Genomic DNA, 21,224 nt, shown 5'->3' with positions numbered 1-21,224 from the left:
CCGTAGGCCAGGCTCCGCGAACGAGCCCCGACCCCCGAGGCATGCCCGTGCTCCGCACCCCCGCCCTCCTCCGTACCCCGGCCCTGCTTCTCACCTCCGCCCTGCTGCTCACCGCCTGCGGCTCCGCCGACGGCGACGACGCGAAGACCGAGAAGGCCGCGGCCACCGGCTACCCGGTCACCATCGACAACTGCGGGAACAAGGTCACCATGAAGTCGGCCCCGAAGCGGGCCGTCTCACTCAACCAGGGCACCACCGAGATCCTGCTCTCCCTGGGCCTGGCCGACCGCATGGCGGGCACGGCGACCTGGACCGACCCGGTGATGAAGGGCCTGGAGAAGGCCAACGCCACCGTGCCGCGCCTCGCCGACAACAACCCCTCCTTCGAGAAGGTCCTGGACGCCGAACCCGACTTCGTCACCGCCTCCTTCGTCTCCACCCTCGGCAAGGGCGGCGTCGCCACCCGCGAGCAGTTCGAGAAGCTGGGCGTGCCGACCTACGTCTCGCCGTCCGACTGCGCGGCGGGCAAGGACAACGACAGCGGCGGCGACGGATCGCGCTCCACACCCCTCACGCTCGACGCCGTGTACGGGGAGATACGCGACCTGGCACGGGCGTTCGGCGTCGAAAAGCGCGGCGAAGAGCTCGTCGCCTCGCTGAAGAAGAGGGTGAGCACAGCCGCTGCCGGACTGCACGCCTCAGACGTCTCCCTCATGTACTGGTTCGCCAACTCCCAGTCGCCCTACCTCGCCGGCTGCTGCGGTGCGCCCGGCGCCATCACCCGTGCCGTGGGCGCGAAGAACGCCTTCGCCGACACCCACGACGAATGGCCCCAGATCAACTGGGAGACCGTCGCCGACCGCGACCCGGACGTCATCGTCATCGGGGACCTGACCCGCAAGCAGCAGACCGCCGAAACCGCCAAGGCGAAGATCCGCTTCCTGGAGACGAACCCTGCCACCCGCAACCTCACCGCCGTGAAGAAGAAGCGGTACGTCCTGCTCAGCGGGCAGGCGATGAACCCATCCATTCGCACGATCGAGGGAATCGAGAAGGTCGCCGCCGGGCTGCGTGACTTCGGGCTCGCCAAGTGACTTTGCGCACAGCGCTGTTGACCGGCGGCGGACTGACCGCGCTGATCGCCTCGCTCGCTGTGGCCGTGACGATCGGCCCCGCCGACATCTCCACGGGGGACGTCTGGGCGTCCGTCGCGGCCCATCTCGGACTCGGCGAGAGCGAGTTGGCGCCGCTGCGGGACGGCATCGTGTGGAACCTGCGGATGCCGCGGACCCTGCTGGCCGCCGTGTGCGGGGCCGGACTCGCCGTGTGCGGCGCGGTCATGCAGTCGCTGCTGCGCAACCCGCTCGCCGACCCCTTCGTGCTCGGTGTCTCCTCCGGCGCCTCCACCGGCGCTGTCGCCGTGGTCGTGCTGGGCGTGGGCGGGGGAGCGGTGTCCCTGTCGGCGGGCGCCTTCCTCGGCGCGCTGCTCTCCTTCGCCCTCGTGCTGCTGCTCAGCCAGACCCTCGGAGCCAGCACCGACCGGGTCGTCCTGTCCGGCGTCGCGGCCATGCAGCTGTTCTCCGCGCTGACCTCGTTCACCGTGCTGACCTCCGCCGACGCCGAAACCACCCGGGGCGTGCTGTTCTGGCTCCTCGGCTCGCTCACCGGCGCCGACTGGGGACAGGTGCTGCTCTGCACCGCCGTCCTGGCTGCGGTGCTCGTCGTCTGCCTCGGGTACGCCCGTACGCTCGACGCGTTCTCCTTCGGGGACGATGCCGCCGCCGGACTCGGGGTCCGGGTCGCCCGTACCCGCCTGGTCCTGCTCTGCGCGACCGCCCTGCTCACCGCCGCCCTGGTCAGCTGCGCCGGCGCGATCGGCTTCGTCGGCCTGGTCCTGCCGCACGCCACCCGGGCCCTCACCGGATCCGGGCACGCCCGCCTGCTGCCGGTCACCGCGCTGACCGGCGCTGTCTTCCTGGTGTGGGTGGACACCCTGGCCCGTACCGTCCTCGACCCGCAGGAGGTCCCGGTGGGCGTGGTGACGTCCCTCATCGGCGTACCGGCGTTCGTGGCCGTGCTCTACCGAGGACGGAGAAGGACATGAGCAGCCTGCACGCGGACGACGTCGTACGGCGCCTGGGCGACAAGGTCGTCGTCGACGGCGTCACGCTCGCCCTGCACCCCGGCGAGACCGTCGGCCTGCTCGGCCCCAACGGCTCAGGAAAATCAACGTTGTTGAGGCTGCTGGCCGGGGTCCTCGCCCCTACCTCCGGAGTCGTGACCCTGGACGGGCGCCCGCTCGCCGAGGTCGGCCGCCGTGCCACCGCCCGCCGTGTCGCCACGGTCGAGCAGCACGCCGACACCCAGACCGAGCTGACCGTCCGGGACGTCGGCGCCCTCGGCCGCATCCCGTACCGCCGCGCCTGGACGCCCCCGACCACGGCCGACGCGGAAGCCGTCACCGAGGCCCTCGCGCGCACCGGACTGGCCGACCGCTCCGGTCAGTCCTGGCACACTCTCTCCGGCGGCGAACGCCAGCGCACCCAGATCGCCCGCGCTCTCGCCCAGCAACCCCGCGAACTCCTCCTCGACGAGCCCACCAACCACCTCGACATCCAGCACCAGCTCGACCTCCTGGAACTGATCGCCGGCCTGCCGGTCACCACGGTGATCGCCCTGCACGACCTCAACCTCGCCGCCATGTACTGCGACCGCCTGCTCGTCCTGCGCGACGGCCGCGCCGTCACGCAGGGCACCCCGGCCGAGGTTCTCACCCCCGCCCTCATCGAGCAGGTCTACGGCGTCCGTGCCCAGGTGACCCACGACCCCGGCCACCCCGTGATCCGCTTCCTGCGCCCAGCCGTCCGGGACGGATCTCCCCTGGAGAGGAGTGCGACGAGCGATGCCTCGACAACGCCCTGAAGCAGTCGGAACGGAGCGCACAGCCGCCGAACCGGCACCGTGCCGCGTCGTCGTCTGCCGGGACTGCTGCTGCGGAACCTCGAAAGTCACCGGCGTGGACCACGACCGGCAACTCGCGCGCCTGGCCGAGGAGATACCCGTACGCGTCGGAATTCAGCGAACAGCGGGACGGAAAACGCGGACCAGGCGCACCACCCTGGCAGTCGGCGGCTCGTCGTTGGAGAGGCGCCCGGGGATCGAAACCTGCTGGCCCTCGACAGCGACCGAGAACGAGGCATGCGGCTGGAGCCGAGAATCAGGCATCACCGCCAGAACTGCCTCGGCATCGCTTGCAAGCTCGGCTGGGAACGCCGTGATCAACGGATTGCTGCGGTCGGACAGCGGCTGCACGAGCCGAGCACAGGCGGATGCCTCGTCCAGGTAGCTGGCATTAATGGCCCCACCCCCGCCCAACCCGGCGAAGGTATGCGGTCACAGCCCGGCTGGAGCCACCAGCGCAACCATAATGGCCGTCAGGAGGAAGAGCGCCACTCCTCCATGAAGAGCCATGGCGGCAGTCGTCTTGATCTTGACGGCCGTGCTCCATGGTCTGCGATGCCGAAACGCCGCCGAGCATGACGTCCACAGCCCCGGCAACGCGACGATGAGAGCCCCGAGGGCCCCGGGGGCCGCCAGCCAGGCCGCATCGCTCTGGGCTCCTAGCAGCCATGCGAGCAGGCAGGCTGCCTGGGCGATGAGTAGCCGGCGGGCGCGTGATAGCCGACCGCGGGGGACGGCGGTCGGCGGGGGCTGAGGCGGTCGCGGAGGCACGTAGGGGGCCTGTCGCGTCCGGGCCGTGGGGGCGGGCTGGTGCAGCGCCGCGCGCATCGATTCCGCGTCCGGGTAGCGGTGGGCGGGCTCTTTCGCCAGGGCGCGGGCCAGTACGGCCTCCACCGCCGGGTCTGCCGTGATGCCCAGGGAGGCAAGGGTGGGCGGCGGAGCGGTGAGGTGCAGGTATCCGATCGCATAGCCGGAGTCCGCCTCGAAGGGGAGCCGCCCGGCAAGCATCTGGAACAGCATCACACCGACCGAGTAGAGATCGGACCGGCCGTCGATGTCTGAGCGGCCCAGCACCTGCTCGGGCGACATGAAGTGCGGGGTGCCGATCAGCAGGCCGGTTCGCGTGATGGCGGTCCCGGCCCCCTCGACGGCCCGCGCGATGCCGAAGTCCGCCACCTTTGCCGTCCCGTCCGTCGCCAGCAGCACGTTCCCCGGCTTGATGTCACGGTGGACCAGCCCGTGCGCGTGGGCCACGGCGAGCCCGGCCAGCACTTGCGATGCGAGATGCAGAGCCTGCGCCACCGGCAGGGGACGCCCTGCGCGCAGCAGATCGTCGAGGCTGCGGCCGTCGACGAGCTCCATCACGATGTACGGGACGGGCTCGTCCCCCATGTCGTGGACCGCCACCACATGCGGATGGCTGATGGCTGCCATGGCCTGCGCCTCACGCCGGAACCGGGCCGGATACCCGTCGTCGAACGACAGGCCGGTCCGCATCGTCTTGAGGGCGACCATCCGGGCCAACTTCGTGTCGTAGGCCCGGAAGACGTCGGCCATGCCGCCACTGCCGAGCTTCGCCTCGATCCGGTAGCGGCCACTGGGCAGCACTGCTCCGAGTCCTAATGTGTCCCCCACAGAGGCCGAGCATGGCACAAGTCACGTACGCCCCGGCGAAGTCGGGCATTTTTCCCCGGCGGGGCCCATTGATGCGATAAGGGACTGCCCAGTGTTGTGACCGCATCGATTCCGCGCTCCAACCGCCAATCCGGTCCACCTATGCGGTCACAGCACTGGCGCGGGCAGGAGGACGGGCGGGCTTGTCCATGCGATGGTCGCCAGAGGCGCGAAGCTCGGGGGTGAGGGCGTCCGGGGAGCCGCGCAGCACGGCGTGGCCCGCACAGGTGGCCGCGACAACGCGCTGTTCGGCCTGGCGGTCGGCCCATCTGGGGGAGGTCGACTCCCGTCATCGGCACATGCCGGCCGATGGCTGCCGGGCCCGGAGACCGGGTGGGGAACCAGCGGGTGAATGAGGTTGTGCAGCGCATGAGTTCGATCACCGATGCCTCGTGGGTGGCCGGTGGGGGACAAGGGCGGGCGGGGCCGGGTGCGGGGTGGGGCAACCGCCCGTCCCTGTCGGTCGGATCAGCGCTGGCCGGCCTTGCTGCCGTGGTTCGCCTTCTTCTTGCGGCGGGCCTTCTTCTTGCGGGCGCGCTTCGACACTCGGGTCAACTCCCTTTGGGTGGAAAGAGGTTCAGGCGGTGCGACCGACCAGGAGGTCGGCGAGTCTGATGAGGCGCCTCACCGTGCGGTCCTCCGTGGCGGCCGGGGCCGGGTCTACGCGCTCGGTGCGGTCGTAGTAGGCGCCGTTGACGATCTCGACCGCCGGGTCGCACAGCCGGACCACATGCGCGGCGCCCTCGGCGGGAGTGACGCCCTCGTGGGCGTACAGCGGGAGCAGCGCGGTGTCGCAGACGCCCGGGTGCACGGAGACCGCGGTGACGCGAGGGTCCGCCGCGAACACCGTCAGGGCCAGCTGGGACTGGGCATACGCGGCGAGGCGCGAGTAGCGGCGGGCGCGGTTCGGGTCGGACCACTGGATGGAGGCGGTGCGGTGCAGGGAGGAGGACACATTGACGACCCGGCCGCCCGGTTCGCTGGTCAGCGCGGGCTCCAGCAGGCAGGTGAGCAGGTAGTGGGCGAGGAAGTTGACCTGGAAGGCGATCTCGTTGCCGTCGGCGGTGACGGTGTGCCGCTCGGGTGCGGCCATGCCCGCGTTGTTGACGAGGACGTCCAGATGAGGGTGCTCGGCGACTACCTGGTGGGCGAGGGCCTCGACCTCGTCGAGATGCGCGAAGTCTGCGGCGTACGTGCACAGTTGGTTCGCGTCGATGCCGGCGGTGGTGATGAGGCTGTCGGCGGCGGCTCGGGCGTCCTCGGCGGTACGACCGTGCAGCAGCACGGTGGCACCGCGCTCGGCGAGTTGCCGTGCGGTCTCGTGGCCGATGCCGGCCGTGGCACCGGTGACCAGGGCCGTGCGGGACGGAAGAGTGGTGTCGGACATGATCCAATCCGGGGTTGACGGCACGCGACGCAGGCCCCGGTGCGGGGCGGTGGGCGTGCGGTACACAACGGGGCGGGGCGCCGGACGGGAGTCACGGCGCCCGGGGGATGCGGAACGCGTCAGTGGGACACGGACGCGGGCATTTCCGCACAGCGCGGCGCACGACTGGACGGCCGAGCGGGACTCGGCGGTCGGTCGAAGAGAAGCCAGACGCTGTTCACGTCATCCATGGAAGCCGTACCGCAGAGCGGGGGCAAGCCCGACTCTCGTTCTCTTACACCCTTCTGACGTGCGCATATGCGTCCTTGACGGCCGGGGAGCCAGTACCGTGGGCGAGGCTCAGCCAAGGCCGGGCACCCCGGAGACCAACAGGTCGATCAGCTTGATGCCGACGAAGGGCAGCACCAGTCCTCCGAGGCCGTACACGAGCAGGTTGCGGCGCAGGAGGTCGTGCGCCGACGCGGGCGCGTAGCGGACACCGCGCAGGGCGAGCGGGATCAGAGCCACGATGATCAGGGCGTTGAAGATGATCGCCGAGGTGATCGCGGAGGTCGGGCTGTGCAGGCTCATCACGTTGAGCGCCCCCAGACCGGGGTAGGCGCTCGCGAACATGGCCGGGATGATCGCGAAGTACTTGGCGACGTCGTTGGTGATGGAAAAAGTGGTCAACGCGCCCCGGGTGATGAGGAGTTGCTTGCCGATCTCGACGATCTCGATCAGCTTGGTCGGGTTGGAGTCGAGGTCGACCATGTTGCCGGCCTCCTTGGCGGCCGACGTACCGGTGTTCATCGCCACGCCGACGTCCGCCTGCGCCAGCGCGGGCGCGTCGTTGGTGCCGTCACCGGTCATCGCCACCAGCTTCCCGCCCTCCTGCTCGCGCCTGATCAGCGCGAGTTTGTCCTCGGGGGTCGCCTCGGCCAAGTAGTCGTCCACGCCCGCCTCCTCGGCGATCGCGCGGGCGGTGAGCGGGTTGTCACCGGTGATCATCACCGTCCGGATGCCCATGCGGCGCAGTTCCGCGAAGCGCTCGCGGATGCCGTCCTTGACCACGTCCTTGAGGTGGACCAGGCCGAGGACACGTGGGCCGTTCCAGTCGTGCACGGCCACCAGCAGCGGCGTTCCGCCGGAGGCGGCCACCGAGTCCGCGAAGTACCGTGCCTCGGAAGGGACTTCGCCGCCGTACATCTCGACCCACTCGATCACCTGCTGGGCGGCTCCCTTGCGGACGGCGCACACCGCGCCGTTGCTCCAGCGCAGATCGACGCCGCTCATCCGGGTCTGTGCGCTGAAGGCGACCCAGCGGGCGTTCGCCAACTCACCCTCGGCGGGCTCGCGCAGCCCGTGCCTGTTCTTCGCGAGGACCACGATCGAACGGCCCTCGGGTGTCTCGTCAGCCAGCGACGAGAGCTGGGCTGCGTCCGCGAGCTGCCGTTCGTCGACGCCGGGCAGCGGCACGAAGGTGGCGGCCTCGCGGTTGCCCAGGGTGATGGTGCCGGTCTTGTCGAGAAGCAGGGTGCCCACGTCGCCCGCCGCCTCGACGGCCCGGCCGGACATGGCCAGGACGTTCCGCTGGACCAGGCGGTCCATGCCCGCGATGCCGATCGCGGAGAGCAGGGCGCCGATCGTGGTCGGGATCAGCGTGACCAGCAGAGCCACCAGCACGGTCGTCGACTGGGCGGCGTCCGCGTACGAGGCCATCGGCTGCAGGGTGACCACGACCAGGACGAAGATGATCGTGAGCGACGTCAGCAGGATGTTCAGGGCGATCTCGTTCGGCGTCTTCTGCCGGGACGCGCCCTCGACCAGGGCGATCATCCGGTCCAGGAAGCTGTGGCCGGGGCGGGCGCCGACCCGCACGACGATCCGGTCGGACAGGACCGTCGTACCGCCCGTGACGCCGCTGCGGTCGCCGCCCGACTCGCGGATGACCGGGGCCGACTCTCCGGTGACGGCGGACTCGTCGATCGCCGCCACCCCGTCGATGACATCGCCGTCAGCCGGGATCATCTCGCCCGCCTCGACCAGCACGACGTCGAGCGGTCTCAGGTCGGTGGCGGCGACGGCCTCCGAGCGGGCGGTGCGCAGATCGGTGCCCCAACGCCAGTCCAGCAGGCGCAGCGCCACCGTGTCCGTGCGGGCCCTGCGCAGCGACTCGGCCTGGGCCTTGCCGCGGCCTTCGGCGACGGCCTCGGCGAGGTTGGCGAAGATCACCGTCAGCCACAGCCAGACGCTGATGACCCAGGTGAAGACCGCCGGGTGGACCAGAGCCGACAGCGTGGTCAAGACCGCTCCTGCGGAGACGACGAGCAGCACCGGTTTGCGCACCAGGACCCCGGGGTGCAGTTTGCGCAGCGCTTCGGGGAAGGACCGGACGAGCTGGGCGGGCTCGAAGATCCCGCTCGGAGCACGCCGTCGGGCACTCGGTCTTGCTTGGGGCCGCGTTGGGCGCTGGGGGCGGGACGGTGGGGCCTGCTCGCGAGCGGCGGGAGACATGGGGACCTTCGGGTCTCGTCGATGACATGACAGTGGCCGCAGGAGCCGTGCGGGGCCGGGGCTCCGGCCCCGCACGGCGGACGCGCACGGACGTCGGCGGTGGGACGACGACAGAACGCCACGTGCGCCGGTGCGTGCCCCTCGACACGCACCGTGCCGCCTCGACCCGGTTCCGGACGATCGGTCCGGAACGTGAGGCCACTGACGCCACTGGCCTCTTCGGCGGCCGACAGGGAATCTAGCCGCGACCGAGGCTCGAACCACCGTGCTCGGCAAGGAATTTGCGGCTTCCATACGGGTCCACCGTGGAAGGCGTCAAACCTCCGTCAGAGAACCTGAGATGACGTCAGGAGGGTGTCGAGTGCCTGAGCAGCTCGCGCAGCGCCCGTCGCGCCCACGCGTACCTCGGCGCGTACATGGACGCCCTGGGCAGGTTGATCGCCATTGGCGAGAGCACTTCGCGGCGTCGGTGCGGTCCGGCCGTTCGGCCCTCGCCGATCTGCTCCCCTGCGCTGCGGCCTGCTGCCGGCGGCGGGCGCGCTGACCGTCCTGGGATACGGCCACCGCTCGCCGGGTTCTGCTGATCCCGGGACGGTTCGCTGCGCTGTCAACGTCGCGTCAAGGTCCTCGGGCGCGGCACCAGAGATGTGTCAAAACAGTGCCGGGCAGTCGGGAGAAGCGCTTCGGTGAGGGAAAACAGGCCGGAGCGGCACGGGACAGGTCCGGCCCGGAGCCCGAGGAGCTGAGTATCGATGAGCATCGAGAATGTCGTGGGCCTGATCGTCGCGGGCAGCCTGGTCGGGTACCTCGTCCTGGCCGTGAAGTTCCCGGAAAGGTTCTGAGACGCCCCGGGCGTCGCCTGCATAGGCGGGGTCACCGCCGCCGTGGTCGCCTCGGTCCCGGCGTCCCTGCTGCTCAATTACTGGTTCGTGCCGCCCACAGGACACTTCACGCTGGGCGACACCGACAACTTCCTGGCGCTCGTCGTCTTCGCGATCGTCGCCGCCACCGTCGCGGCCGTCGTCGACCGCTCGCTGAGACTGTCCCGGCGCTCGGCGCGGGCCGCCGCCGAAGCGGAGACGATGTCGTCGTTGGCAGGGACGATCGTGCGCGGCGGCGCGACGATCCCGGCGCTGCTGGAGCGCACGCGCGAGACGTTCGGCATGGAGCCGGCGGAACTTGTCGAGCAGCCGCCCGGACCCGGCACGTACGACGGGGCCACCGTGCCCGTCGGCTCCCGCTCCTACCTACTGCTGCGCGGTCGTGCACTCCCCTCCTCCGAGCGGCGGGTGCTGGCCGCCTTCGCCGCGCATGTCGGGTCGGCGGTGGAGCGGGCCCGGCTGGCCGAAGCCGCCGCCGAGACAGAGCCGGTCAAGGGGGATCCCCGAGATCCTGGCCGATCCGCCGCTTTTGGAGCGGGTCATCGCCAACCTGGTCGCCAACGCGGCCCGGCACACCCCGCCGGGGACGAAGGCGCTGGTGAGCGCCGGCGCCCTGGCCGACCGGGGCGAGGTGCGGGTCGTCGACCGGGGGCCCGGCCTGTCGGCCGAAGACCGGGAGCGGATCTTCGAACCCTTCCAGCGACTGGGCGACACGGACAACACCACCGGCCTCGGCCTCGGTCTCGCCCTCTCGCGGGGCCTGGCCGAGGCCATGGACGGAACACTCACGCCGGAGGACACTCCCGGCGGAGGACTGACCATGGTCCATTCCCTGCCGGCCGCTGTCGACGAGCAGATGACCCAGGCTCGTGGTACGCAGAGCACACAAGGCGCCGTATGAGCGCGGGAGGCGAGGAGACATGACCAGGTTTCCCCTGCGGGACAGGATGGCGGCGGTTGCCGCGCTGCTGGGGCCGTTCCTGGTGGCCCTCGCCCTCGTGCCGTTCCGCACCGACTTGTCGAACACCAACGCGGCCCTGATCCTGGTCGTGGTGGTCGTCGCCGTCGCGGCCGTCGGCAACCGGATCGCGGGCGCGGTCGCGGCGCTGTCGGCTGCGGTGTGGTTCGACTTCTTCCTCACCCGTCCGTACCAGCGCTTCACCATGACCGACAGGGACGACATCGAGACCGCCGTGCTGCTCCTGGTCGTCGGCCTGATCGTCTCCCAGCTGGCCGCTCACGCCCGGCGGCTGCAGGTGGTGACGGTGACCGACGCCGACCACCTCCGGCGTATCCATGAGACGGCCGACCTGGCCCGGACCACCAGCTCGGCCGACGCGGTGGTCGAGCACGTGCGGCGTCAGCTGGTCGAGCTGCTGGATCTGCGTACCTGCCGTTTCGAGTACGGCACGCTCATGGGGCGGCCGCCGAGGCTGGAGCAGGACGGCGCGGTGGCGGTCGGCCGCCGGCGCTGGGACGTCGACGCCGCCGGCTGGCCCGAGGGCGAGATCGAGCTGCGTTCGTACGGCAACGGTCACTACTTCGGACGGTTCATGATGACCCCCGGACCGGGCAGCGTTCCCCCGCTCAAGGCCCGGCTGGTCGCGGTGACGCTTGCCGACCAGGCGGGCGCCGCCCTGGACACGGCCGGCCTGACGAACGGACACACCTCGGCCTGACCAATGGACACGGACACACCTGGCCCTGGGGCCCGGTGCGGCCGCATACGCGACCCCGGCCAAGCCAAGAGCTGCGCCGACTGTGTCGATGTGCGTCTCCGTCGCGGGGCGGCGATGTACCGGCGTTCGGCTGCGGCGCCGTTGCGGCCGGTCGCGCCCGCGCGGCGGTGGCCGCACATCGGACACAGCCCCGCCCCCCTTCAGGGCGCTGCCGAACCGCGCTGGGTTTTCCCCCGACCCGTTTCAGGCGGCAGGCCGCTCGCCGGTCGCGGTCGTCATCCCGGAGACCTTGAACACGGCCAACGCGGTTTCGCGGTCGATGCGGTCCGACAACGTGCGCAACGCGGCCAGGGGAGGGGCGTGGCGATTCCCGCCGGCCGATGTCCGGGCGTCCGTGTGGAGACGGTGCCACAGGGCGGGGTTGGCGATCAGCACCTGGATGTCGCATTCGGCCTGCCCGCCCAGGGCGTCCCGCAGCAGCAGGCGCTGACAGGCGTGACCGGTGACGCGGGCGGCGACGAGGCGGTCGGTACGCACCCGGCGGGTGCCCCTGAGGGTCCGTACGGCCAGCCATCCCTCGCCCACGGTGATGCGGGGAGGCATCATGACGAGGAACAGCAGCAGGGCGAGCCCGCTCCACAGCACGGCACGCGCCGCGGTGAACGTACCGGCCGCCGCGTCCACCGGGACGAGCAGCCCGAGGAGGGAACCGGCACACAGGAGTGCGGTGCGCAGGTCCGCAGCCCACTCGCAGTCGACGATCTCGCCCCCGTGTGGTGCGAGGCGCCCCGCGGCGCCGTCGACCCCGGGGCCGGACGGGCCGGTGCCGTGCCTTTCCCTGTCTCCCTGAGCGCGATGTCCCATGGCGGGGACGATATGCGGGAGATGCCGACCGGCCCCGCTTCTTGACGGGCCGCTGACGGGTTGGCGACCGATCCCTGACGCCTTGGCGCGGGTTTCGAGGCCGGCTGGGAAGACCGGCCGGTGCCGCCCAGTCCATGATCACCCGAACGGCGGGCGCGGCGCGGCGTAAGAGGTGCGTCAATGCCGTCGGAGTCGCCGTAAGAGGGCCGTTAAGAACGCTTGAATCCGGCCGAGTGGCGGGTTTCCTGTACTGGTCCGATCCCTTTCCGAATCTCATCCAGGAGCTTGCGATGGCCGATGTGGCCTTCGTCGTCGCCACGATCGCGGTGTTCGCGCTGGTGGCTCTCGTCGCCAAGGGGGTGGCGAAGCTGTGACTGCCGAGAACATCGTCGGCCTGGTCGTGGCCGTCGCCCTGCTGGGCTACCTCGTGCTCGCCCTCGTCTTCCCGGAGAGGTTCTGAGCCGCCGCCATGAGTTCCGTACTTGCTGACGTGCTCGTGGTGACCGCGCTGATCGGCGCGCTCGCCCTGGTGCACCGTCCCCTCGGCGACTACATGGCCGCCGTCTTCCAGTCCAAGAGGCACCTGCGGGTCGAAAAGTGGATCTACCGGTCCGTGGGCGCCAACCCGGATGCCGAGATGCGCTGGCCCGCCTACCTGCGCGGGGTGCTGGTCTTCTCCGCGGTGAGTGTTCTCTTCCTGTTCCTGATGCAGCGGGTGCAGGACAAGCTGCCGCTGTCGCTGGGCTTCGAGCCGATCACCCCGGACCAGGCGTTCAACACGGCCGCCTCCTTCGTGTCGAACACGAACTGGCAGTCGTACTCGGGCGAGGTGGCGATGAGCCATGTCACCCAGACGATGGGCCTGGCCGTGCAGAACTTCGTCTCCGCGGCCGTCGGTATCGCCGTCGCGGTGGCCCTGGTGCGTGGTTTCGCCCGCTCCCGGACAGGCGACCTGGGCAACTTCTGGGCAGACCTGGTGCGCTGCGTCATCCGCATCCTGGTCCCGATCTCGGTGGTCGCGGCCGTGATCCTCATCGCCTGCGGCGCCATCCAGAACTTCGGCGACATCCACAGCATCACCACGCTGACCGGCGACAAGCAGGCCATCAGCCCCGGCGCCGTGGCCTCCCAGGAGGCCATCAAGGACCTGGGCACGAACGGCGGCGGCTTCTTCAACGCCAACTCGTCGCACCCGTTCGAGAACCCCAACGGCTTCACCAACTGGCTGGAGATCTTCCTGCTGCTGGTGATCCCGTTCTCGCTGCCGCGCACCTTCGGCAAGATGGTCGGCTCGGTCAAGCAGGGCTACGCGATCGTCGGCGCCATGGCCACCATCTGGTTCCTCGGCGTCATCGCGGTGACCTGGCTGGAGTACGCCCACCCGGGCACCGCCTCCCAACTGGCGGGCGGCGCGATGGAGGGCAAGGAGCAGCGCTTCGGCGAGGGGAACTCCTCGCTGTTCGCGGTCTCCACGACCATGACCTCGACCGGGTCGGTCAACTCCTTCCACGACTCCTTCAGCGGCCTGTCCGGCGGGGTGCTGCTGCTCGGCATGATGCTGGGCGAGATCGCGCCCGGTGGTACCGGCTCCGGGCTCTACGGAATGCTGATCATGGCGATCATCGCCGTGTTCATCGCCGGTCTGATGGTCGGCCGTACGCCCGAGTACCTGGGCAAGAAGATCGGCTCCCGTGAGATCAAGCTGGCCGCCTGCTACATCCTGATCACCCCGGCGCTGGTGCTGATCGGCACGGCGCTGGCGATGGCGCTGGGCAAGGGCGAGTCGTCGATGACGAACATCGGCGCGCACGGCTTCTCCGAGGTGCTCTACGCCTACACGTCCGCCTCCAACAACAACGGCTCCGCCTTCGCCGGCTTCGCCGCCAACACCGAGTACCACAACACGATGCTCGGCCTGTGCATGCTGCTGGGCCGCTTCCTGCCGATGGTGTTCGTGCTGGCGCTCGCCGGATCGCTCGCTGAGCAGAAGCCGGTACCGGCCACGGCGGGCACGCTGCGCACCGAGAAGCCGCTGTTCACCGGTCTGCTGGTCGGCGCGATCCTGATCATCACCGGTCTGACGTTCTTCCCGGCCCTCGCGCTGGGCCCGCTGGCCGAAGGGTTGGCGTGATGGCCATCAACACGCAGAAAACCGACGTACAGAAACAGGACTCCATGTCCACACCCACCCTCGCGCCCCACCCGGACGCGCCCACCGGGCACAAGCCCGCCGAGGGCCGCGTGGGCGCAGGCCTCTTCGACCCGAAGCAGCTGGTCAAGTCGCTGCCGGACGCCTTCCGCAAGCTCGACCCGCGGGTGATGATCAAGTCTCCCGTGATGTTCGTGGTCCTCGTCGGCTCGGTCCTCACGACGATCTTCTCGTTCAAGGACCCGGGCGACTGGTTCGGCTGGGTGATCAGCGCCTGGCTGTGGCTGACGGTGATCTTCGCCAACCTGGCGGAGGCCGTCGCCGAGGGCCGTGGCAAGGCCCAGGCCGACACGCTGCGCAAGGCCAAGACCGACACGGTCGCGCGCCGGCTCGTGGGCGACCGCGAGGAGCAGGTGCCCGGCACCGAGCTGCGGATCGGCGACCTGGTCGTCTGCGAGGCCGGCGACATCATCCCCGGCGACGGGGACGTCGTCGAAGGTGTCGCCTCCGTCGACGAGTCGGCGATCACCGGTGAGTCGGCGCCGGTCATCCGCGAGTCCGGCGGTGACAGGAGCGCTGTCACCGGCGGCACGAAGGTGCTCTCCGACCGCATCGTCATCAAGATCACGACGAAGCCCGGCGAGACCTTCATCGACCGGATGATCAACCTGGTCGAGGGCGCGGCACGGCAGAAGACGCCGAACGAGATCGCGCTGAACATCCTGCTCGCGTCGCTGACGATCGTCTTCCTGCTCGCCGTGGCGACTCTGCCGCCGTTCGCGGACTACGCGGGCAGCCATCTGACGATGGTCGTGCTGGTCGCCCTGCTGGTCTGCCTCATCCCGACGACGATCGGCGCGCTTCTCTCCGCGATCGGCATCGCCGGCATGGACCGCCTGGTCCAGCGCAACGTGCTGGCCATGTCGGGCCGTGCGGTCGAGGCCGCCGGTGACGTCTCCACGCTGCTGCTCGACAAGACCGGCACGATCACGCTCGGCAACCGCCAGGCATCCGAGTTCGTGCCGGTGCGCGGGACGACGGAGGCCGAGGTCGCCGACGCTGCCCAGCTCTCCTCGCTGGCCGACGAGACGCCCGAGGGCCGCTCGGTCGTCGTCCTGGCGAAGGAGGAGTACGGGCTGCGCGAGCGCCACCAGGGCGAGCTGGCGCATGCCACGTGGATCGAGTTCACCGCCCAGACCCGCATGTCGGGTGTGGACGTGGACGGGCGGAAGGTCCGCAAGGGCGCCACGGCGTCCGTCATCGCCTGGGTGCGGGAGGAGGGCGGCACCGTCGCCGAGGACGCGGACACGATCGCCAACCGGATCTCCGGGGCGGGCGGAACCCCGCTGCTGGTCGCGGTCCACGACGACAAGGGTGCCCGGGTCCTGGGTGTCATCCACCTCAAGGACGTCGTCAAGGACGGCATGCGGGAGCGGTTCGAGGAACTGCGCCGCATGGGCATCAAGACCGTCATGATCACGGGTGACAACCCGCTGACCGCCAAGGCGATCGCCGAGGAGGCGGGCGTCGACGACTTCCTCGCGGAGGCCACTCCCGAGGACAAGATGGCGCTGATCAAGCGGGAGCAGGCCGGCGGCAAGCTGGTCGCGATGACCGGTGACGGCACCAACGACGCGCCCGCGCTCGCCCAGGCGGACGTCGGTGTGGCCATGAACACCGGTACGTCGGCCGCCAAGGAGGCCGGCAACATGGTCGACCTCGACTCCAACCCGACCAAGCTGATCGAGATCGTCGAGATCGGCAAGCAGTTGCTGATCACGCGCGGTGCGCTGACCACGTTCTCCATCGCCAACGACGTCGCGAAGTACTTCGCGATCATCCCGGCGCTGTTCGCCGCCGTCTACCCGGGACTGGACAAGCTCAACGTCATGGGCCTGTCCTCGCCGGACTCCGCCATCCTGTCGGCCGTCATCTTCAACGCGCTGATCATCATCGCGCTGGTCCCGCTCTCCCTGAAGGGCGTGCAGTACCGGCCCGTCAGCGCCGACAAGATGCTGCGCCGCAATCTCACGATCTACGGCCTCGGCGGCCTGATCGCCCCGTTCATCGGCATCAAGATCATCGACCTGCTCATCTCGCTCATCCCCGGGATCGGGTGAAGGACATGAACACCTCTCTCGCAAGCTCCGCGCGCATGGCGTGGGCCGCCCTGCGCATGCTCCTCGTCCTCACCGTGGTGACCGGCATCGCCTACCCCCTGCTGGTCACCGGCATCGGCCAGGCCCTGTTCAACGACAAGGCCAACGGCTCGATGGTCGAGGTCGACGGCAAGGAGGTCGGCTCCAGTCTGATCGGCCAGAGCTGGAACCAGCCCGGCACCGACAAGCCGGACCCGAAGTGGTTCCAGGGCCGCCCCTCCAACAGTGGCTACGACCCGCTGACCACCGGCTCCAGCCAGCTGGGTGCCGGCGACCCGACGCTCGTCAAGAACGTCAAGGCCGCCAAACAGCAGGTAGCCGAGTTCAACGGCGTACCCGAGTCCGAGGTGCCCAAGGACGCGGTGACCGGCTCGTCCTCCGCGATCGACCCGCACATCTCCCCCGAGTACGCGGACCTCCAGGTCAAGCGGGTGGCCGGGAACAACGGCCTGACCGCGGCACAGGTGCAGAAGCTGGTCGACGAGCACACCGACGGCCGCACACTCGGCTTCATGGGCGAGCCGCACGTCAACGTCCTGGAACTGAACATCGCGCTCCAGGAACTCGCGGCGAAGAGCTGATGGGTTTACCCGAACCGCACGGGAGCCGACGGCCCGACACCTTCCGGGGCCGTCGGCTCCCACCGCCATCCAGCCCCCGGTGGGCTGTCCCGCCCCGCGCATGACAGGAAAGGCGCACACCGATGACCCGGGTGCTGGTCGTGGAGGACGACCCCCAGCTCGTACGCGCGCTCGTCATCAACATGCAGGCCCGCCACTACGGCGTCGACGCGGCCCCGGACGGCGCCACGGCCCTGCGCCTGGCGGCTGCCCGCCAGCCCGACGTGGTCGTCCTCGACCTGGGCCTGCCCGACATGGACGGCGTCGACGTCATCAAGGCCCTGCGCGGCTGGACCAGGGTCCCGATACTGGTGCTGTCCGCACGGCGGGCGTCCGACGAGAAGGTCGCCGCACTGGACGCGGGCGCCGACGACTACATCACCAAGCCGTTCAGCATGGACGAGCTGCTCGCCCGCCTGCGCGCCGCCGTACGCCGTACCGAAGCCGTGCCGATCGAACCCGAGATGACGTTGGTCACGACGGACGAGTTCACCATCGACCTGGCCGCCAAGAAGGTCCATCGCGGCGGACAGGACGTCCGCCTCACCCCGACCGAGTGGCACCTGCTGGAGATCCTGGTGACCAACCCCGGACGGCTCATCACACAGAAACACCTTCTCCAGGAGGTCTGGGGAGTGTCGCAGAGCAACAAGACCAACTACCTGCGGGTGTACATGGCCCAGCTGCGACGCAAACTGGAGGCCGACCCGTCCCACCCCCGGTACCTCATCACCGAACCCGGCATGGGCTACCGCTTCGAGGCGTAAGACCGATCCCCGGCCGGCCCACCGCCCGGACGAGACGAGAGCAGAGACGAGACGATGGCACGCGGCAAGCTTCGGATCTACCTGGGTGCGGCACCGGGCGTCGGCAAGACGTACGCGATGCTGTCGGAAGCGCACCGGCGGGTGGAACGCGGCACCGACTGCGTGGTCGCGTTCGTCGAGCATCACGGTCGGCCGCGCACGGAGGTGATGCTGCACGGCCTGGAGGAGATGCCGCGCAAGGAGCTGGAGCACCGCGGCAGCGTCTTCACGGAGATGGACGTCGACGCGGTCCTGGCCCGTCGCCCGCAGGTCGCCCTGGTCGACGAGCTCGCCCACACCAACATCCCGGGCTCTCGCAACACCAAACGCTGGCAGGACGTGGAGGAACTGCTCGCGGCCGGCATCGACGTCATATCCACAGTGAACATCCAGCACCTGGAGTCGCTCGGTGACGTCGTCGAGTCCATCACCGGCATCCGGCAGCAGGAGACCGTGCCGGACGAGGTGGTGCGCCGGGCGGACCAGATCGAGCTGGTCGACATGTCCCCGCAGGCGCTGCGCCGGCGCATGGCCCACGGCAACATCTACAAGCCCGACAAGGTCGATGCCGCCCTGTCGAACTACTTCCGGCCGGGAAACCTCACCGCGCTGCGGGAGCTGGCGCTGCTGTGGGTGGCCGACCGGGTCGACGAGTACCTGCAGCAGTACCGTATCGAACACCAGGTCTCCAAGATCTGGGGCTCGCGCGAGCGGATCGTGGTGGGCCTGACCGGCGGCCCGGAGGGGCGGACGCTGATCCGGCGGGCCGCGCGGCTGGCGGAGAAGGGCGCCGGCGGCGAGGTCCTGGCGGTCTACATCGCCCGCAGCGACGGACTGACCTCGGCCTCCCCGAAGGAACTGGCCGTCCAGCGCACCCTCGTGGAGGACCTCGGCGGCACCTTCCACCACGTCGTCGGCGACGACGTCCCCGTCGCGCTGCTGGAGTTCGCGCGCGCCGTCAACGCCACCCAGATCGTCCTCGGCGTCTCCCGCCGCAAGAGCTGGCAGTACATCTTCGGGCCCGGCGTCGGCGCCACCGTCGCCCGCGACTCGGGGCCCGACCTGGACGTCCACCTGATCACCCACGACGAGGCCGGCAAGGGGCGCGGGCTGCCGGTCGCCAGGGGCGCACGGCTCGGTCGGCAGCGGATCGTCTGGGGCTGGCTGATCGGTGTGGCGGGCCCCGTGCTCCTCACAGTGCTGCTCAGCCATGTCGTGCCCGATGTGGGCCTGGCCAACGACATGCTGCTGTTCCTGACGCTGACGGTGGCGGCGGCGCTGCTGGGTGGCCTGCTCCCCGCCCTCGCCTCCGCCGCGGTGGGGTCGCTGCTGCTCAACTGGTTCTTCACGGAGCCGGTCCACACGCTGACGATCGCCGACCCGAAGAACATCGTCGCCATCGCTGTCTTCGTCGGCGTGGCCGTGTCGGTGGCGTCAGTGGTGGACCTGGCCGCGCGCCGCACCGAGCAGGCGGCCCGTCTGCGTGCCGAGTCGGAGATCCTCTCCTTCCTCGCCGGCAGCGTGCTGCGTGGCGAGACCGGCCTGGAGGAACTGCTCGAGCGGGTGCGCGAGACCTTCGGCATGCGGTCGGTCGGCCTGCTGGAGCGGGAGAACGACACAGCACCGTGGACCTGCGCGGGCCAGGTCGGTGACACCCCCGTCGTGGAGCGGCCCGAGGACGCCGACGTGGACGTGCCGGTGGGCGACCACATGGCACTGGCCCTGTCCGGCCGGGTGCTGCCCGCCTCGGACCGACGGGTACTGTCCGCGTTCGCCGCCCAGGCCGCCGTCGTCCTGGACCGCCAGCGACTGCAGTCCGAGGCCGACCAGGCCAGGGAACTGGCCGAGGGCAACCGCATCCGCACCGCCCTGCTCGCCGCGGTCAGCCACGACCTGCGCACCCCGCTCGCCGGCATCAAGGCATCGGTGTCCAGCCTGCGTTCGGACGACGTCGAATGGTCCGAAGAGGACCGGGCCGATCTCCTGGAGGCGATCGAGGAGGGTGCGGACCGGCTGGACCACCTGGTCGGCAACCTGCTGGACATGTCCCGCCTGCAGACCGGCACCCTCGCCCCGCTCATCCGCGAGATCGACCTGGACGAGGTCGTCCCGCTGGCCCTGGGCGGAATCCCGGAACCCGACGAGACGGTCGACCTGGACATCCCCGAGACCCTGCCCATGGTGGCCACCGACAAGGGTCTGCTGGAGCGGGTCGTCGCCAACATCGTGGAGAACGCGGTCAAGTACAGCCCCGAGGACGAGCCGGTCCTGGTGGCGGCCAGCGCCATCGCCGACCGGGTCGAACTCCGCGTCGTGGACCGCGGACCGGGCGTCCCCGACGAGGCCAAGGACCGCATCTTCGCGCCCTTCCAGCGCTACGGGGACGCCCCGCGCGGCAACGGCGTGGGTCTCGGCCTCGCGGTCGCCCGCGGATTCGCCGAGGCCATGGGCGGCACCCTCACCGCCGAGGACACCCCCGGCGGCGGCCTCACGATGGTCCTCACCATCCGCGCAGGAGGATCGGGCACCGAACTTCGGCAGCCGGCACCGGCAGGGACCACGCGGCCGGAAGACCCCGCACAAACCGAAAGGCAGGCTTCATGACCCGGGTGCTCGTTGTCGACGACGAGCCACAGATCGTGCGTGCCCTTGTGATCAACCTCAGGGCGCGCAAGTACGAGGTCGACGCGGCGTTCGACGGGGCCACCGCGCTCCAGCTGGCCGCCGCCCGCCATCCCGACGTGGTGGTCCTCGATCTGGGCCTGCCGGACATGGACGGTGTCGAGGTGATCAGGGGTCTGCGGGGCTGGACCCGTGTGCCGATCCTCGTGCTGTCCGCCCGGCACACCTCTGATGAGAAGGTCGAGGCGCTCGACGCGGGCGCCGACGATTACGTCACCAAGCCCTTCGGCATGGACGAACTGCTCGCCCGGCTGCGGGCAGCCGTACGCCGGGCGGAGCCCACCGGGGGCGGCGGCGACGTGCTGGTGGAGACCGACGAATTCACCGTCGACCTGGCCGCCAAGAAGGTCAACCGCGGCGGCGAGGACGTACGGCTCACGCCGACCGAGTGGCACCTGCTGGAGGTGCTCGTGCGCAACACCGGCCGCCTGGTCAGCCAGAAGCAGCTGCTGCAGGAGGTCTGGGGGCCGTCGTACGTGACGGAGACGAACTACCTTCGGGTGTACATGGCCCAGCTGCGCAGGAAGCTGGAGGCGGACCCGTCACATCCGAAGCACTTCATCACGGAGCCGGGGATGGGTTATCGCTTCGAGGGGTGAGGTGCGAGGCTCCGGGGGAAACGTGCTGCGCGGCGAGACGGACCGGCGGAGTCGCCGGAACGGCTGCATGCGACCTTCGGGATGAGGGCGGCGGCCCTGTTGGCGGCGGCGGACATGGATCCGTGGACATGCGACATGCACGGGCGGATCGGCCTCGGGCGGCCGATCGATCGGCCGCCCGAGGCGCAGATGCCGTCACGCCGGTCGGTGACCACATGGCGCCGGCGCTGACCGACCGAGCGCTGCCCACCGACGACAGCCAGGTCCTTG

The 21,224-nt window shown here is 70.2% G+C and carries 18 protein-coding genes and 2 pseudogenes; 15 read left to right on the top strand and 5 right to left on the bottom strand.

Translation table 11 applies throughout. The annotated features are described in order from the left end of the window. The first annotated feature begins 41 nt into the window (after positions 1–41). The 4 genes and pseudogenes from ACIOC0_RS11005 to ACIOC0_RS10990 form a co-directional block, all read left to right on the top strand. A complete protein-coding gene (locus tag ACIOC0_RS11005) occupies positions 42–1,094 on the top strand; it encodes an ABC transporter substrate-binding protein (RefSeq protein ID WP_402154559.1) in 1,053 nt (350 codons plus the stop codon). Further along, entirely contained in the window at positions 1,091–2,104 is a 1,014-nt protein-coding gene (locus ACIOC0_RS11000; protein ID WP_402154557.1) for a FecCD family ABC transporter permease, read from the top strand. Before ACIOC0_RS11005 ends, ACIOC0_RS11000 begins: the two co-directional genes overlap by 4 nt. Next, complete coding sequence (locus ACIOC0_RS10995) at positions 2,101–2,922, top strand: ABC transporter ATP-binding protein (protein WP_402154555.1); 822 nt, start codon at positions 2,101–2,103, stop codon at positions 2,920–2,922. The genes ACIOC0_RS11000 and ACIOC0_RS10995 overlap by 4 nt, the downstream gene beginning before the upstream one ends. Continuing rightward, a pseudogene (locus tag ACIOC0_RS10990) lies at positions 2,903–3,070 on the top strand ((2Fe-2S) ferredoxin domain-containing protein); the annotation flags it as partial. The gene ACIOC0_RS10995 and the pseudogene ACIOC0_RS10990, both read left to right, overlap by 20 nt. Before the next feature lie 5 nt (positions 3,071–3,075). Here ACIOC0_RS10990 and ACIOC0_RS10985 read toward each other — a convergent pair. From ACIOC0_RS10985 to kdpB (ACIOC0_RS10970), 4 genes are all read right to left on the bottom strand, one after another. Next, on the bottom strand, positions 3,076–3,312 hold the full coding sequence (locus ACIOC0_RS10985; RefSeq protein ID WP_402155087.1) for a hypothetical protein: 237 nt from the start codon (positions 3,310–3,312) through the stop codon (positions 3,076–3,078). 81 nt (positions 3,313–3,393) lie between these two features. Further along, a complete protein-coding gene (locus ACIOC0_RS10980; RefSeq protein WP_402154553.1) occupies positions 3,394–4,569 on the bottom strand; it encodes a protein kinase in 1,176 nt (391 codons plus the stop codon). A gap of 643 nt (positions 4,570–5,212) precedes the next feature. Then, positions 5,213–6,022 (bottom strand): SDR family NAD(P)-dependent oxidoreductase, encoded by an 810-nt coding sequence (locus ACIOC0_RS10975; RefSeq protein ID WP_402154551.1) that lies wholly within the window; start codon positions 6,020–6,022, stop codon positions 5,213–5,215. A 339-nt stretch (positions 6,023–6,361) separates the two neighbouring features. Next, on the bottom strand, positions 6,362–8,515 hold the full coding sequence (kdpB, locus tag ACIOC0_RS10970; protein WP_402154550.1) for a potassium-transporting ATPase subunit KdpB: 2,154 nt from the start codon (positions 8,513–8,515) through the stop codon (positions 6,362–6,364). Positions 8,516–9,267: 752 nt separating this feature from the next. On the opposite strand from kdpB (ACIOC0_RS10970), the gene ACIOC0_RS10965 reads away from it, so the two are divergent. The 3 genes and pseudogenes from ACIOC0_RS10965 to ACIOC0_RS10955 all read left to right on the top strand — a co-directional run bounded on the left by ACIOC0_RS10965 (position 9,268) and on the right by ACIOC0_RS10955 (position 11,075). Further along, positions 9,268–9,357 (top strand): K(+)-transporting ATPase subunit F, encoded by a 90-nt coding sequence (locus ACIOC0_RS10965; RefSeq protein ID WP_402154548.1) that lies wholly within the window; start codon positions 9,268–9,270, stop codon positions 9,355–9,357. A gap of 9 nt (positions 9,358–9,366) precedes the next feature. Further along, positions 9,367–10,297, top strand: a pseudogene (locus ACIOC0_RS10960) (ATP-binding protein); the annotation flags it as partial. 19 nt (positions 10,298–10,316) lie between these two features. Continuing rightward, positions 10,317–11,075 (top strand): DUF4118 domain-containing protein, encoded by a 759-nt coding sequence (locus ACIOC0_RS10955; RefSeq protein WP_402154546.1) that lies wholly within the window; start codon positions 10,317–10,319, stop codon positions 11,073–11,075. Between the two features lie 243 nt (positions 11,076–11,318). Here ACIOC0_RS10955 and ACIOC0_RS10950 read toward each other — a convergent pair whose 3' ends face one another. After that, positions 11,319–11,939 (bottom strand): hypothetical protein, encoded by a 621-nt coding sequence (locus ACIOC0_RS10950; RefSeq protein ID WP_402154544.1) that lies wholly within the window; start codon positions 11,937–11,939, stop codon positions 11,319–11,321. Positions 11,940–12,172: 233 nt separating this feature from the next. Between ACIOC0_RS10950 and ACIOC0_RS10945 the strand changes: the two genes are divergently transcribed. The 8 genes from ACIOC0_RS10945 to ACIOC0_RS10910 all read left to right on the top strand — a co-directional run bounded on the left by ACIOC0_RS10945 (position 12,173) and on the right by ACIOC0_RS10910 (position 20,954). Beyond that, the gene (locus ACIOC0_RS10945; RefSeq protein ID WP_402154542.1) at positions 12,173–12,313 is read left to right on the top strand and encodes a hypothetical protein; all 141 of its coding nucleotides are present in this window, start codon (positions 12,173–12,175) and stop codon (positions 12,311–12,313) included. After that, positions 12,310–12,399: a K(+)-transporting ATPase subunit F gene (gene kdpF, locus ACIOC0_RS10940; protein ID WP_033264828.1), complete on the top strand. Its 90-nt coding sequence runs from the start codon at positions 12,310–12,312 to the stop codon at positions 12,397–12,399. The genes ACIOC0_RS10945 and kdpF overlap by 4 nt, the downstream gene beginning before the upstream one ends. 9 nt (positions 12,400–12,408) lie before the next feature. Then, a complete protein-coding gene (gene kdpA, locus ACIOC0_RS10935) occupies positions 12,409–14,070 on the top strand; it encodes a potassium-transporting ATPase subunit KdpA (RefSeq protein ID WP_402154539.1) in 1,662 nt (553 codons plus the stop codon). Then, complete coding sequence (kdpB, locus tag ACIOC0_RS10930; protein WP_402154537.1) at positions 14,070–16,208, top strand: potassium-transporting ATPase subunit KdpB; 2,139 nt, start codon at positions 14,070–14,072, stop codon at positions 16,206–16,208. The genes kdpA and kdpB (ACIOC0_RS10930) overlap by 1 nt, the downstream gene beginning before the upstream one ends. Before the next feature lie 5 nt (positions 16,209–16,213). After that, positions 16,214–16,828 carry a potassium-transporting ATPase subunit KdpC gene (gene kdpC / locus ACIOC0_RS10925; protein WP_402154535.1) on the top strand — a complete coding sequence of 205 codons (615 nt, stop codon included), beginning with the start codon at positions 16,214–16,216 and terminating at the stop codon, positions 16,826–16,828. Positions 16,829–16,950: 122 nt separating this feature from the next. Continuing rightward, a complete protein-coding gene (locus ACIOC0_RS10920; RefSeq protein WP_402154533.1) occupies positions 16,951–17,634 on the top strand; it encodes a response regulator in 684 nt (227 codons plus the stop codon). A 54-nt stretch (positions 17,635–17,688) separates the two neighbouring features. Then, complete coding sequence (locus tag ACIOC0_RS10915; protein ID WP_402154531.1) at positions 17,689–20,277, top strand: DUF4118 domain-containing protein; 2,589 nt, start codon at positions 17,689–17,691, stop codon at positions 20,275–20,277. Further along, on the top strand, positions 20,274–20,954 hold the full coding sequence (locus ACIOC0_RS10910) for a response regulator (protein ID WP_402154529.1): 681 nt from the start codon (positions 20,274–20,276) through the stop codon (positions 20,952–20,954). Before ACIOC0_RS10915 ends, ACIOC0_RS10910 begins: the two co-directional genes overlap by 4 nt. Positions 20,955–21,224: the final 270 nt, after the last annotated feature.

It is taken from the genome of Streptomyces sp. NPDC088254 (genome assembly GCF_044740925.1).
GTDB lineage: Bacteria > Actinomycetota > Actinomycetes > Streptomycetales > Streptomycetaceae > Streptomyces.
This window is presented reverse-complemented; position numbering and strand designations above follow the sequence as displayed.